Source organism: Actinoplanes sp. NBC_00393 (assembly GCF_036053395.1).
Lineage (GTDB): Bacteria > Actinomycetota > Actinomycetes > Mycobacteriales > Micromonosporaceae > Actinoplanes.
On the sequence record NZ_CP107942.1, the window covers coordinates 3,230,978 to 3,244,761 of the forward strand.

A 13,784-nucleotide genomic window follows, 5' to 3' on the forward strand; every position below is an offset into this window, starting at 1 on the left:
AGCGATCGAGGAGGGCGTGGTGACTTCTGTCCTGGTGGTGGACGACGATCCGACGATGTTGGAGATCGTCGCGACGGTGCTGCGTTCCGGTGGCATCGACGTCTCCACCAGCAGCACCGGGATCGACGGCCTGCGCGCGGCTCACGAACATCCGCCCGACTGCGCGGTACTCGACGTCACCATGCCCGACATGACCGGGTTGGAAGTGTGCCGCGCGTTACGCGACGACGCCGAGACCGCCGACATCCCGATCATCCTGCTGACCGGTCGTGGCCAGTGGCTGGATGTGGCTTCGGGATTCGACGCGGGCGCCGACGACTATCTGGTCAAGCCGTTCACCGCTCAGGAGCTGCTGACGCGCGTGGACGCGTTGACGGCGTCCGGTCAAGGCTGACTCGGGCCGCCACGAGGCAGCCGGACCACGAGGTAAGGCGTACCGGTCACGGTTTCCACGCCGACGGTGCCGCCGTGCCGTCCCACGACGGCGCGGGCGAGCATCAAGGCGGTGGCGTTGCCGCCGGAATCGGCGGCGGTGAAGAGGCGGTCGGTCGCCTGTTGCGGGGGCAGTTTCAGCGCGATCCGCCATCGGTCGTCGAGCAGTTCGGCGGCGATCTCATCGGCGCTTCCGCCTACGGCTCGGACTGCCGCGATCAGTCGGTTGAAGACCTCGCCCAGCCGGGCCCGGTCTCCGACGGCGATCGGCGCGGACGCCTGCGCTCGCACCGTGGCCCCATGGGCGGCGGCCACCTCAGCCAGCAGCGCGGGGACATCGAATTGCCGCTGTTCCATCGGCACGGCGCCGCTTTCGATCCCGCTGATGGCGGCGATCTGGGTGGTGATGTCGTTGATGCGGTGGAGACTGCGCGCGACCATCGGCAGCGCTTCGTCGAGCAGCGGGTCGCCGCTGCCTTCCGGCAGCAGATCGACTATGCCCAAGGCGGAGGTCAGCGGCGTACGCAACTCGTGCAGCAGGGCGGAGACCAACTCGGTCTTGGTGGCCACCAGTTCCGCCAGGGCCCGGTTGTGCTGCCGCAGGCGGCCGCGCACCCGCACCTCGTTGGTGAGGTCGCGGGCGATCACCGCGAGCAGAGGCGGGTCGTCGGAGGGCAGAGCGTGCCAGCGACCCTCGATCACCCGATCGCCGACCGTGCAGCGGTGCCGGCGGCCATAGCCGTCGTGCCGCGCGGCCCACAGGCTCGCGGCGGCACAGAACGGTTCGCGTTCGCTGAGCGTTGCGACCGGCTCGCCGACGAGGGTGTTCCAGGCCTGTTGTGCGCCGAAGAGCCCGAGGAAAGCACGGTTGACGGTGGCCACTACGCCGTCAGCGACGATGGCTATGCCAAGGTCGACCGCCTGAGTCAGCGCTTCGACGACCGGTGGCAGGGTGCCGGCCGGGGGTTGTCGTAATGCCTGTTCGGGTTGTTCCCTATCCATCAACGTCCACGATAACCGGGGCGAAACACCTGAATAACTCAAACTGCCGCGTATGCCGGAAGTCGCTGCACGTGTCAGCGCGCGCCACGCGCCGAATCCCCCGTCGATACTCAGCGTGGCAGGCGCCTGCACCTGCAGCGCCGAACTGACCAGGTCCGGCATCGCCCGGGAAGACAGGGCGACGCCGGCCGGGTGAATCGGCCGGCGTCACGCTGTCTCCCAGCCGCCGGGCAGGCCCGCCCGGCGGCTGGTCGTCGAGTTGATCAAGCAGCAGGGTACGCAGACGCAGCGAAAGACAACCGAAAGCGGAGAACGTACCGGCGCATCGGCGCTACTCCCGCGCTCAGACCGCAAATGAGGACCTTGAGGACCTCACGATCGTCCATGGCGTGGTACGGGCCAATCTGCCGCCCGCCGATCAGCGCTGGCAACGGGCTGCCCACCTTCGTGGCGGATGTCCTCGGCCGGGTCGTCCGGTCAGTGGGTGGACACAGGTTGCGATGGCTCCTCGATGTCGAGGAGGCGGGCCACGCGGCCGTGACTGAGCATGTCCCGGACTCGCTCGTTCGGACCTCGCAGGATGAGACTGCCGTCCATGATCGTCATCCGCCGGTGTGCCCGCAACAGCATGGCGACGGCGGCCTCGTCGATGTGGTCCGTTGCTTGTAAGTCGACAATCAGGCGACCGGGACGCAACTCCGTCGCGTCGTCGACGAGTTGCTGCCAGCGGTGCACCGTGTGATCGGCCAGCGGCTCGGTCACCACGACGACCGCCTCGGGAATGATCGCGCTCCGCATCCGTGTCAACCTTCCGCCCGTATGTCCGTCGACGTCAGCTTCCACATCCGATCAGACGGAAACTCCACGGGCCCATGACAGTTGCATCACAGCTGCCGCTTCATCGGCTCCGCCGTCCCGAATGGTCGTGGCGACAACAGGCACGGCTGACCCGGAGGATCAGTGTGGTGGACTTTCGACGATCCCTTTCCGGGAGTCCGGGGTAAACGCGCAGGCATGCGTTTGGTGTGGGTGCTTCTTGGCTTCGCGCTGAGTACGGCTGTGCTGGTCGACGTCTGGTTGACGATCTTTCATCCGGACGCCGAGGGCCCGATCGCGGCGACGGTGCGCCGGCTGGTGTGGCGGGCGGTGTCACTCGCGGGACGGCATCGTGACCCGCCCCGCCGGACCGCGCTGGTGCTCGCCGGACCGGTAGTCGTCACTGCCACCTTCCTGCTCTGGGTCGTCGTGCTGGTCGTGGGTACGGCGCTGCTCGTGTGGCCGTACCTCGACGCCTACCGCACCGCCGACGGCGTGGTGGCACGCGATTTCAACGACGCCCTGTACTACGCCGGCGGCACACTGACCGTGCTCGGCTACGGCGACATCACGCCGGACACTGGCCTGCTCAAACTGTTCAGCGTGATACTCGGGGCAGTCGGATTCGCCATGTTCACCGCCCTGGTCACCTATCTGATTCAGCTGGTCGGCGGTCTGGAGTTACGCAACCGGCTGGCCTTGGCGGTGTACGACCAGACCCGCGAGCAGGACGGCGCCGGACTGCTCCTCCGCAGCCTCACCGAGGAAGGTGTGGACGCTGCCGTCCAACGGTGCCGCGACTGGGCGGCCAGCCTCCGCGAGGTGGAGGACACCACGCGCCGCTATCCCTTGGTCGCGCTGACGTTCCGGCCCCGCCGCCCCGACTACGATCTGGAGCCGGCGCTGGAGCACCTGGCCGAGGCAACCGCGGTCGCTTTGCTTGCGGGCTGTCATCAGCCGTGGCGTGCCCTGCGACTGTCGGCCGAAGAACTGGCCCACGCACTGCTGCGGCTGCAGGACACCATCGCCCGGCGCTACCTTCCGGACATTCAGCAGGCACCGGAGCACGGACGGCAACTCTTGCAACAGCTCCGCGAACGCATCACTGAGCAGACCGGTTGCCGGGCCATGTCAGTCGACGACGAGCTTGCCGGTCATGTCGTCTCACGCTCGCTGGAATTCTCCGACACTCTGCGCGCGTGGGCCGCCCCAGGCGTTCGGCTCCACGACCGCCGCTCCCCCCGGTAACCAACTGGCCCGGGGCAGCGAGAATGTCGATGCTTACCGGCACCGACCGGCCCGGCACGCTGTCGACGGCGGTAACCGCTGCCACTGCGGTTTGCCGGAAGGTTCCGCCGAGACGTCCTGGATGAGCACGTCGGTGGCGGGTACACGACCGACATGTTCTTCGACACTGTCTACGACTTGTGGCGCATCGCGGCTGTCGGCGTGCTGACCTATCTGGTTCTCATCGCCGTTCTACGGATGTCCGGCAAACGCACGTTGGCGAAGATGAACGCCTTCGATCTGGTGGTAACCGTTGCCCTCGGTTCCACGCTGGCCACCATCCTGCTGACCCGCGACGTCTCGCTGTCCGAAGGGCTCGTCGGATTCGCGGTTCTTATCGGCCTGCAGTTCGCGGTCAGCTGGCTCTCGGTGCACAGCGATACGCTTCGCAATCTCGTCAAGTCGACCCCCACCCAGTTGCTTCGCGATGGCGATCTGATCCTTGATGAGCTGCGCCGTCAGAGGATCACCGGAGGCGAGATCCTCCAGGCCGTACGTGCACAGGGCATCGGGGATCTGAGTTCCGTGGCTGCCGTGGTGCTGGAAACCGACGGCAGCTTCAGTGTCATCCCGCATCAACAGGCCGGCTCCCGCAGCGCACTCCGCGACGTCCGCCATGCCGACCGGATCGCATCGGCTCCGCCCAAGTCACGAGCCCAGTAGGCAGCGGTTCAGCAGCCGCGGGTTGTGCAGCATGGCAGTCACCTGGTGCGCTGCTGTCGGCCGGCGTCCGCGATCGGGGCAATGATCTCGTCGGCAGGTTCCCCACGACTGTGTTCCGGCGGGCTTGCCCGAGCCGGTGCGGTTATTGATCCCGGACAGCCCGGGCCCGCGCGCCGGTATTCCGGTGGATGACCAGGCCGTCAGTGGAAGAAGCCACGCGCCGGGGGAACGTAGCCGGGTGCCCAGTACGGCGCGTAGCCGTAGTAGTCGTACAGGCCAGCCATCTGCTGGTCACGGTCAACGACTTCCGGGTCGTACTGTGGCGCGTCCGCCACCTGCACCCGGGATCGGTCGATGCCGACCTTGTCGTCGGTCACCCGCTCAACGGTCTCCACCGGGATGAACAGCGCCGTCGCGCCGATGCCGAACAGTCCGCCGTGCTCGACGCGCAGCAGGCGCACCTTCTGCTCCTCCTGATCGATCAGCAGGTCGTCGACCTTGCCTATCTCGTTGCCGTCGCGATCCAGAACCTTACGTCCGCGGATGTCCTGATCCGGGTCGGCCAACATCTGGCCGCTGTCGCCAAGTTCCACCAGTGTGCCGAAGTTCGCGTTCATGGTTCTCCTCCCTCTCCGGGCATCGACGCCGGGAGGTCATGGATGACATTGACGTACCGGCCGAAACGCTATGCGGCCGGATTCGCGGACTTCCTACAACCACTTCTCGATTCGATGACAGCCGCGCCCTTCGTTTCACCGACCATGAACGCCACTAGACCGCCGGTCCGGGACGGCAGACGTCGTAGGACTCGGCAAAGCGCTGTCCGCCATCAGGGCTTCCTCACGCGGGAACGGGGCGAATCGCGACAGCGGGTGGGGATCGCAAGCGTCGACTTCGTCGCCGGAACCTGCCGGGAAGAGTGAAGCCTCCGCCGCCCACCGGCGTTGCCGGGATCGGGCCGGCCGGTGGTGCCGGCGAGTCCTGATCCAGCGCCCCGGTACGGCCCCGTCCCGGACCGGTGGTTCGCAAGCATGATTCGGATCGCCGCGGTAACTCAGGTCTGATCGTCGGGTTCTCGCACCACAGCGACCGGGCAGTCGGCCCGGTGCAGCAGTGCTTGGCTCGTCGAGCCGAACAGCAGCCCGGTCAGCGGCCTGCGTCCGCGAGTTCCCACCACGATCAGGGCGGCCTTGTCGGTCCGGTCGGCCACTACGACCTCTGGGTGGCCCTCCAGCAACCGCTCGTGGACTGTGACGTCCGGGAAAGCGGCCCGCCACGGCGCAACAGCTTCGTTCAGGGCCTGTCGTGCCGCGGCGGGCAGTTCCTCGCTCATGAACCCTGTGGCGGCCGTGGTGGCCGCCATCGTTCCCGGACCGGTCGCCGTCAGCGGAGGCTGCCACGCATGAACGGCGAGCACAGCGCAGCGGCGGCGAGTCGCCTCCCGGAACGCGAACTGCAACGCCTGCCCGTCACCGCCCGAGGCGTCGACCGCCACGACGACAGGGCCGGTCGGTTCCGATGTTCCCCGTACCACCACCACAGGACAGCGCGCGTCAGCGGTGACCCGGTCGGCCACCGATCCGAAAAGGGCCGCCGCCAATCGACCTCGATCACGGCTGCCGAGAACCAGCAGGCCAGCTTCTGCGGAAACCTCCACCAGCGCCGGCACCGCATCGCCGGAAATCGTACGGGCGGTCACCTCCAGGTCCGGAGCATGACCGGCTGCCTCATCGACTGCATTCTCCAGTATCTGATCGCTCGACGGCCCGGGTCGCAGACCCGCGTTGCTGACGCCGACCGGTACCGGCAGGACGACGGACTCCGTGTCGGATGCGCCTGCCACATGCACCACCTGCAGCGGCTCCCCGACCTCGGCGGCGTACTGAGCAGCCCACCGCACGGCTGCCAGCGCGCCCTCAGATCCGTCAACGCCGACGATCACACGCTGCCTGGGATCACCCGCGCTCACGTCGACTCCGTCCTGCGGTTCCGCTTGGTGCGTACCGCGTCAGTCACTTGCAGCTGCTCGGTCTGCCGGCGTGGGCAGGGTATCGCTCCGGTCCCTTCCTCGGCACCAGGGTTTGCAGAGCCGGTTCCGGCTGATCCGGATCTGCCCTGCGCATCGCGGCGCGTACGTGAGCATTCAACGGGGTCGGCACCGTCGATCGCTGTTTGCCGCGCCGACAGCCGGGAACACAGGTCGCCTGCCGCTTACCACCACTCGAGGGCGGAGCGATCCAGCATGGATGCCGACACCACCGAAGCGGAACGGGATCGATCCTTCTTCGGCCAGCCGCGTCCGTTGGCCACCCTGTTCGGGGTCGAACTGTGGGAACGGTTCTCGTTCTACGGCATGCAGGGCATCCTGCTCATCTACCTCTACTATTCGGCCGCCGACGGCGGGCTCGGCATCCAGGAGAGCACTGCCACCAGCATCGTCGGCGCTTACGGCGGCGCCGTCTATCTGTCCACCATCCTCGGCGCGTGGACAGCCGACCGGTTGCTGGGCCCGGAACGCGTACTGTTCTTCAGTGCTGTCCTGGTGATGTGTGGGCACATCGGCCTCGCGATCCTGCCCGGACTGCTCGGCGTGACCATCGGGCTCATCCTGATCGCCGTCGGCAGTGGCGGCGTCAAAGCCAACGCCACGTCGCTGGTCGGAACCCTGTACGGCGAGCACGACGAACGCCGCGACGCCGGATTCTCCCTGTTCTACCTGGGCATCAACCTCGGCGCTCTGGCCGGGCCGCTGCTCACCGGACTGCTGCAGAAGAACGTCGGATTCCACTTCGGCTTCGGCCTCGCCGCGATCGGGATGGCCATCGGCCTAGTGCAGTACACGTTCGGGCGCCGTCGTCTGCCGCCCGCGGCGCGCGAGGTGCCCAACCCGCTGCCATCGCAGTCCCGTCCGATGGTGGCCCTGGCCGGCGCCGTGACGCTCGCCGCGATCGTAACTTTGGCAGCCACCGGCGTGCTCGCCGCTGACCGGCTCGCCTCGATCGTGGTGGTCGTCAGTGTGGCGGCGGCGATCTGCTACTTCGTGGTCATCCTGACCAGTCGCCGGATTTCCACGGTGGAGCGGCGCCGGGTGCTCGCGTTCATCCCGCTGTTCCTCGCCAGCGCCGCTTTCTGGTCTCTGTACCAACAGCAGTTCACGGTCGTGACGATCTACTCCGATCAGCGTCTCGACCGCACCCTGTTCGGCTGGGAGATGCCGGTGTCGTGGGTGCAGTCCATCAACCCGGTCTTCATCATCGTGCTGTCCGGCGTGTTCGCCGGCCTGTGGACCCGGCTCGGCGACCGTCAGCCGACCACCCCGATCAAGTTCGCCGCCGGAACCGTCATCATGGGCGTAGCTTTCCTGCTGTTCCTGCCGTTGGCCGGCGGCGGCCCCAACAGCGCGCCGCTGCTCGCGCTCGCCGGAATCCTGCTCGTGTTCACCGTTGCCGAACTGCTGCTCTCACCGGTCGGGCTCTCGGTGTCGACCAAACTGGCGCCGCGCGTCTTCCACACCCAGATGGTCGCCCTGTTCTTCCTGTCGGTTGCGCTCGGAACCGCACTGTCGGGAACTCTCGCCGGCTACTACAGCGCCGATGATGAGATCGCCTACTTCGGTGTTCTCGGCACGATAGCCATCGTGCTCGGGCTGGCTCTGGCCGCCGCCGCCAAACCCATCAGCCGCCTCATGAGCGGCGTCCGGTGACAGTGAGCCGTTTGATCCCCGACACCGCGGGCATCCAGCATCAACGATTGATGTGGAGGGTGGACGCGAATGCGTCACGAGACGGAGAAGCAACGATGGGAGCGTAACTTCGCCGACCTGCTGCAGGAACTGCGGGTAGCGCAGACCGGTGTGCAGATTCTGTTCGCGTTCCTGCTGACGTTGCCGTTCACTGCCCAGTTCGAGCAGACAACCGAGGTGCAGCGCGGTATTTATGTGGTGGCCCTACTGGCTGCGGCTTTCGCCACCGGGGCGATCATCTCCCCGGTGGCGTTTCACCGGGCGTTGTTCCGGCGAGGCCGCAAGCCCGAGTTGGTGCGCTTCGCTCATCGCATGGCCAGCGCCGGCCTGGGATGCATGCTGGTGGCGATGGTGGCCTCGGTGCTGTTGATCACCGACTTTCTGCTGCCGAGGCTCCTGGCGTTGGCGTTGACCGCGGTGACGGCGGTCTGGTTCGTCGTGCTGTGGGGCGTGCTGCCATTGGCCCGGCGCAGCTGGGGCGAGAACGATCCGGACGAGCACCTGTCCGCCAAGGAGGTCTCGGACCGGGTGAGCGCCGGCGCCGGCCACTGAGTCGGCATCGGCGGTCTTGATTGCGGCCGGATCCGCACAGCGGACAGCGCCAGCGCTTCGGCCGGTACGCGCCTGACCGCGTATCCGTGGAGGAAAACTCGGCGCGGTCTCACCGGCGGGCTGGCGTCTCAGCCCGAACCCGTCAAGGTTTAGGCGAAGCCCCGTCCTTTAGGACGGGGAGCAGTCACGCCGTACCTCCCCGAGCCTTCGACGACGTCTCCCTGGCGCGCCTACCCGATGCGGAACGGAGGAAACCGCGCAGCTCCTTTCACCGTCCGGGTGCAGCGGCCGGCTGACAGGTACGCGCGCAGCGTGACCAGCGCACACTCAACGGTCGTCGGCCGGTGAACGACGAGGTTCTCCGCGAACCGCGCGTACGGTCCGGCGGACAACGCCGTACCAGGCGGGAACGTCAGCCTGCTCGTCGAAGGCGCGGGCAACCACCACATCCGTCGAGGAGTGCAGCAGAATTGACAACACGATTGTCACCGCGACCAGGTGGAAGATCTCGTTCGCGGCGAGGATGCCGGATTCCAGCACGATCAGCCCGTACACCACCGAGGCGAAGCCTTTCGGCCCGAACCACATCGCCGCCGCCTGCTCCCGCATGCCCAGACCGGAGCGCAGGAACGACAGCCACAACGCCACCGGCCGGGCCACGAAAATCGCCAGGATCGCGAAAATCCAGCCGGTCCAGGCAATTTCACCGAGGAACGCCGGGGAGATCAGCGCACCGAAAACCAGCAGCGCCGCAAGCTTGAGCAGCTCGGCGATGTTCTCCCCGAAGTGCTCGAAGGCGGCCCGCTGCCGCGGCCCGAAGGTGGCCACGGTGATGCCGGCGGAGAAGGCTGCCAGGAACAGGTTCGCGTGGGTAGCCTGCCCGACGGCGAGCACGAGCAGGCCGATCGCCAGTCCGTTGAGCGGCTCGTAGGCCGGGGAGGCGGAGAAGAACCGGCTGCGTTCCAGCAGAATGGCACCCAGTGGGATCAGTACGCCGATGAGCAGGCCCAGCGACACCTCCAAGGCCAGTTCGCCCAGGTGCAGGTCGGCGGAACCGGCCGCCACCGCCAGAAAGACGATCACGAATGGCAACGCCAGTCCGTCGTTGACCCCGGACTCGACATTGAGCAGATGCCTCAGCCGGGCCGGCACCTTGTCGTTACCGACCAGCGCCGAGGCGAACACCGGGTCGGTCGGTGCCAGGATCGCTCCGATCAGCAGCGACTCCGCCCAGCTCAACCCCGCCACATAGTGTGCCAGCAGAGCGGTGACCAGCAGCGTGAGCGGTAAGCCCCAGCCCAGAGCCCGGCCCGGCAGCCGCCATGCCGACCGCAGATCAGCCCAACCGACCCGCATCCCGTCGGTGAACAGCACCGCGAACAGCGCCAGCTCAGCCAGCGTGCCGACGATCTCCGAGTCGGCGTGCACGTCCAGCACGCCGGTCACGCCTGGCCCGAGCAGGAAACCGGCGGCCAGGAACAGCACCGCGGTGGACAGGATCGTCCGGCCGGCAAGAGCGGAAACGAGGACCGCCAGCAGCAGGACACCGGCGAAAGCGAGCAGCAGCACTGAGATCTCCGGTCGATAGCAACGACGAGCCGACTGCCGACCAGACTTCCCGGCGCACCCCGATAGCAAGCTACCGGATCGGCCGATCGCGCCGACTTTCACGTGACCCCGAATCCGGTCGGCGCAGGCGTAGAGCTGCGCTGTGCGGGTACGCGCCGCCCGACAACGCACCGACTTGCGGAGGTGGACCCGTGCCGGACAGCCCGGTCAAGGACAAGAACTACAACCTCATCAACATCCTGCACCTGTCGCTGGAGAACGCCTGGCGGATGGAGCAGTTCGTCGCCGACGCCGAACGCGAAGGCGACACCGAGCTGGCGAACTGGTTCCGCTCGATCCAGGAGAACAGCCGGAAAGCCGGCGAGCAGGGCAAGCAGCTGCTCGCCCAGCGGCTGCAGACCGAGAAAGCCTGAGCATCAGCCGTATGGCCGCGCCCGGTGTCCCCGCTGGGCGTGGTCGCCCACCGTCTGCCGAAACGAGGGTGCTCCTCATGTCGAACGAGAACCGCCCCGCTCAACCGAACAGCGATCACGACACCAGCGAAGCCAGCCGGCAGGACGGGCCGGTGAAACGCGCCGACGCACGGACCGGTTCCAGCGGAGGCGGCCCGTACCCACTTGCTGAGCCCGACCGTGAGGAAGCCGAACAGTCATGACCGGCTCGACCACCAACCACCAGCGCCGGGCCCGGTCTTCAGTGCACGAGGTGGCGGCCCGGATCACCAGCCTGTTCTGCCTGGTCGTCTCCGCGGTCGCCGCCACCCTGGCGGCGATGTCGCTCAACTCCGGTCGCCCGGACCGCGGCCACCTGCTGGCCTGGATAGCTGTCGCCGCACTCGCCACCGGTGCCTTCATCCGATGGCGATGGCGACGAGCAGCCGACCACGAGTCACGCCGATGACTTGCTGTTCAGTACGCAGGCCGCGTACCGCTCCGACCTCACGGCCTTCGGCTGGTTGTTCAACGCCTTGGCGGTGATCGCCGCGGTCGACCTGGTCGTCGTCTGACTACGGCGCCGGAAACGCCGTCATCCGAACAGATGGAGAAGGACCGCCGGGCCCGTCGCGACGAGCGAGGGGCCGAACCCAGACGCGCGGGATCCCCGCGACGCGGCTCGCGCGCATGACACTCCCGGCTGCGGCTTCGCGGCTGTCGGCGCGCACCGGCCTGGGTGCGGGACCGGCGCGATGCCGTGTACTCCGCCGAGCGGGCCGGCCAGCATCCATCTCAGGTGACGCAGACCGGTTCGAGAACGAACTGGGCCCGGCCCGACGCGTCGGTGTAGGCGTTGAGGGCAGCCGTATCCGTGTCAACAGGCGTTCAACGTCGAACCGCTACCAGGCCATGACCATGATTCAGCAGCCGGCGCCCCCTAGCGCACGTTCTCACCAACGACCACCTAGGAGAAAGGGGGCGAAGCGCCATCCTCGGGGGCTGAGGTTGACGCTTCGCCTGCTCTCACCTTCACCCTCATCGAGACGTCGAGAACGTCCGGCATGGTTGTCACCGCGTCGTGCACGGCTTGAAGGACGCCCCGTCCGGATACAACGCCTTCGACGATGACCACCCGGTTCTGCACCTCGATGGTGATCCGGCACTCGTGTGTGCCCAGCACTGCAGCGACTACGTCAGCCGCCCGCAACGCGAGTAGGTCGTCAGGTCGAGATCTCATCAGGTGCCACCGCCGGTGTCCGCCGACGGACCTACCGGAAGAACCCGAGTCGAAAGGCTGCATGACCGTCCTCCTGCGACGCCGGGATGGGGTCTGGGCAACGCGCGACATCGAACAGGATGCCGCTCATCGCCTGGCCACCGCAGCTCGGTGGCGCTTGCCACCACCTTTCACCGCGAAGCTACGGTGGCCGGTCCACAGCATCGACACAGCGACATGTCAATCGTGTGACGACGCAGCGTCGCCGACAGCCAGCCCGGCGACATCCCGTCCACTGCTTTCGCATGCGGCCGTCCTGCGTCCGCGGAACGGAGGATGGCGCGCGAGTTGCGCTGTCGTGCGAGCCTCTGCCCGAGGCGTCCTGGCAGGGCATCGGAGTGGAGAGTTCAATCGATCACGGTGCGGGTCAGGCAGTCCACCGCCCAGCGGCACCACCGGTCGTGACTCCAGCCCAGGTGGTCCACCAGCAGCAGATAGGTCTCCGGCGAGAGTAGCGCCACCGCGGTGTCCGCCGCCGCGTCCACTGCGCAGCGCAGCGCCGTCTTGGCCGCGAGCGCCTCGGCGAAGAAGCGCTGCACCTCCTGGTGGTGGCCGATCGTGGTGGCGCAGACCTCTGCCAGTTCCGGGTCGGTCGACGCGTTGCGCACGATGTCGAGCAGCGGCGCCGCCCGTCGTAGCACCTCGCCGACGCCCGCGACCTGCCGTTCGATCTGGCCGTGTGGGTCCGGGTCGGCGACCGCGTCGTGCACCCAGTCCCGTTGGAGCGTGGGGATCGGCTCGTCGTCGCCGGCGATCGCCTGGTCCAGTGCGGCGACGAGCACGGCTCGTTTCGTGCCGAACAGGTAGTAGACCGATTGCTCGCTGACCCCGGCTGCTTTGGCGATCGCGCCGACGCTGGTCCCGGCGTAGCCGCCCGCGATGAACAGGCCGGTCGCGGCCCGGGCCACCCGGGTGCGGCTGGCCCGGGATCGGGCGGCGCGGCCGTCCGGCTTCGGTGCGCTGTCACTCACGTGTTGACTATAGCGCTACTACAGGAACATTATTGGAGTGTGACTACAAAAAGAGTGTTGATCATCGGTGGGTACGGCGCGGTCGGGCGGGAGGCGGCGTCCGCGCTCGTGCCGCACATGGAGGTCCAGGTCGCGGGCCGGCGTCCGGAACGCGCCCGGCCGGTGCCGGGCACCACGGCGGTACGCCTCGACCTGTCCCGCGAGGACCCGGTGCTCGACGGGGTCGACGCGGTGCTGATGTGCGCGGAGAACGGCAACGCCCGGGTGGCGCAGGCCGCGCTCGAGCGTGGCATCGGATACGCCGACATCTCCGCCACCCCGGCGGTCATCGACTCGATCGCCCAGCTCCACCCCGCCCGGGGAACAGCGGTGCTCAGCGTCGGCCTGGCACCGGGAGTCACGAACCTGCTGGCCCGGCACATCGCCGCCCGCGCGCCGGGTTCACCGATCCGGATCGGGGTGCTGCTCGGATCCGGCGAACGGCACGGCCGGGCCGCCGTCGAATGGACCGTCGACGGGCTCGGGCACTCCCCCGGCTCATGGGAGGCGAACTTCCCGCAGCCGTACGGAAAGCGGACCGTGCACGACTTCCCGTTCGCCGGGATGGCCGGCGCACGAGCCGGTCTCGCCCTCGACTCACGGCCGACGACGGCGCTGCTGGGAGCGTTGAACCGCCCGTTCGTCGCCGGTCTGCTGCAGCGGCGGCCGGGTTTGCGGCGCGCGGCGGTGCAGGCGTTCGGCGCGGTGCACCTGGGATCGGACGGCTTCGCGGTCACCGTGCAGGCCGGTGCGGTCACCGCGTCGTTCCAGGGCCGGCGGCAGAGCCGGGCCACCGGCCTGGCCGCCGCTCGCGTGATCCGGTCGCTGCCGGACCTGCCGCCCGGCATCCACCACATCGACCAGGTCATCGAGCCGGTGCCGTTCCTGACCGCACTGGCCGGCGAGGGATTCGAGGTGCAGGGCCTGGACGCGCCGACCTCCGGGACCGGCGCGTCCAGAGCCGAATCCTCTACCGCACGCGAAGGGGGCAGGTAGCTGTC

General features: G+C 68.0%; 14 protein-coding genes. 8 read left to right on the forward strand and 6 right to left on the reverse strand.

The window, feature by feature from the left end:
• Positions 1–37 precede the first annotated feature (37 nt).
• Complete coding sequence (locus tag OHA21_RS15210; protein WP_328474451.1) at positions 38–394, forward strand: response regulator transcription factor; 357 nt, start codon at positions 38–40, stop codon at positions 392–394.
• Here the strand turns inward: OHA21_RS15210 and OHA21_RS15215 are convergent.
• Positions 385–1,596 carry a sensor histidine kinase gene (locus OHA21_RS15215; RefSeq protein WP_328474453.1) on the reverse strand — a complete coding sequence of 404 codons (1,212 nt, stop codon included), beginning with the start codon at positions 1,594–1,596 and terminating at the stop codon, positions 385–387. The genes OHA21_RS15210 and OHA21_RS15215 overlap by 10 nt on opposite strands.
• Positions 1,597–1,911: 315 nt before the next feature.
• Positions 1,912–2,232, reverse strand: a complete 321-nt coding sequence (locus tag OHA21_RS15220; RefSeq protein WP_328474455.1) for an STAS domain-containing protein — start codon at positions 2,230–2,232, stop codon at positions 1,912–1,914.
• 216 nt (positions 2,233–2,448) lie between these two features.
• Between OHA21_RS15220 and OHA21_RS15225 the strand changes: the two genes are divergently transcribed.
• Entirely contained in the window at positions 2,449–3,498 is a 1,050-nt protein-coding gene (locus tag OHA21_RS15225) for a potassium channel family protein (RefSeq protein WP_328474457.1), read from the forward strand.
• A 153-nt stretch (positions 3,499–3,651) separates the two neighbouring features.
• Positions 3,652–4,200, forward strand: a complete 549-nt coding sequence (locus OHA21_RS15230; RefSeq protein WP_328474459.1) for a DUF421 domain-containing protein — start codon at positions 3,652–3,654, stop codon at positions 4,198–4,200.
• A gap of 200 nt (positions 4,201–4,400) precedes the next feature.
• On the opposite strand, the gene OHA21_RS15235 is transcribed toward OHA21_RS15230, so the two are convergent.
• Positions 4,401–4,817 (reverse strand): PRC-barrel domain-containing protein, encoded by a 417-nt coding sequence (locus OHA21_RS15235; RefSeq protein WP_328474461.1) that lies wholly within the window; start codon positions 4,815–4,817, stop codon positions 4,401–4,403.
• A gap of 437 nt (positions 4,818–5,254) precedes the next feature.
• Complete coding sequence (locus OHA21_RS15240; protein ID WP_328474463.1) at positions 5,255–6,169, reverse strand: universal stress protein; 915 nt, start codon at positions 6,167–6,169, stop codon at positions 5,255–5,257.
• A 273-nt stretch (positions 6,170–6,442) separates the two neighbouring features.
• Here OHA21_RS15240 and OHA21_RS15245 point away from each other — a divergent pair, with 273 nt between their 5' ends.
• Together OHA21_RS15245 and OHA21_RS15250 are read left to right on the forward strand one after the other, a co-directional pair.
• A complete protein-coding gene (locus OHA21_RS15245) occupies positions 6,443–7,903 on the forward strand; it encodes a peptide MFS transporter (RefSeq protein WP_328474465.1) in 1,461 nt (486 codons plus the stop codon).
• Positions 7,904–7,972: 69 nt separating this feature from the next.
• Positions 7,973–8,494: a DUF6328 family protein gene (locus OHA21_RS15250; RefSeq protein WP_328474467.1), complete on the forward strand. Its 522-nt coding sequence runs from the start codon at positions 7,973–7,975 to the stop codon at positions 8,492–8,494.
• Between the two features lie 327 nt (positions 8,495–8,821).
• Here the strand turns inward: OHA21_RS15250 and OHA21_RS15255 are convergent, their stop codons facing one another.
• A complete protein-coding gene (locus OHA21_RS15255; RefSeq protein WP_328474469.1) occupies positions 8,822–10,063 on the reverse strand; it encodes a cation:proton antiporter in 1,242 nt (413 codons plus the stop codon).
• Positions 10,064–10,254: 191 nt separating this feature from the next.
• Between OHA21_RS15255 and OHA21_RS15260 the strand changes: the two genes are divergently transcribed.
• Positions 10,255–10,476 (forward strand): hypothetical protein, encoded by a 222-nt coding sequence (locus OHA21_RS15260; RefSeq protein ID WP_328474471.1) that lies wholly within the window; start codon positions 10,255–10,257, stop codon positions 10,474–10,476.
• Positions 10,477–10,714: 238 nt separating this feature from the next.
• Positions 10,715–10,963, forward strand: a complete 249-nt coding sequence (locus OHA21_RS15265; RefSeq protein WP_328474473.1) for a hypothetical protein — start codon at positions 10,715–10,717, stop codon at positions 10,961–10,963.
• Between the two features lie 1,157 nt (positions 10,964–12,120).
• Here the strand turns inward: OHA21_RS15265 and OHA21_RS15270 are convergent.
• Entirely contained in the window at positions 12,121–12,744 is a 624-nt protein-coding gene (locus OHA21_RS15270; protein WP_328474475.1) for a TetR/AcrR family transcriptional regulator, read from the reverse strand.
• Positions 12,745–12,783: 39 nt separating this feature from the next.
• Between OHA21_RS15270 and OHA21_RS15275 the strand changes: the two genes are divergently transcribed.
• A complete protein-coding gene (locus tag OHA21_RS15275) occupies positions 12,784–13,779 on the forward strand; it encodes a saccharopine dehydrogenase (RefSeq protein WP_328474477.1) in 996 nt (331 codons plus the stop codon).
• Positions 13,780–13,784 lie beyond the last annotated feature (5 nt).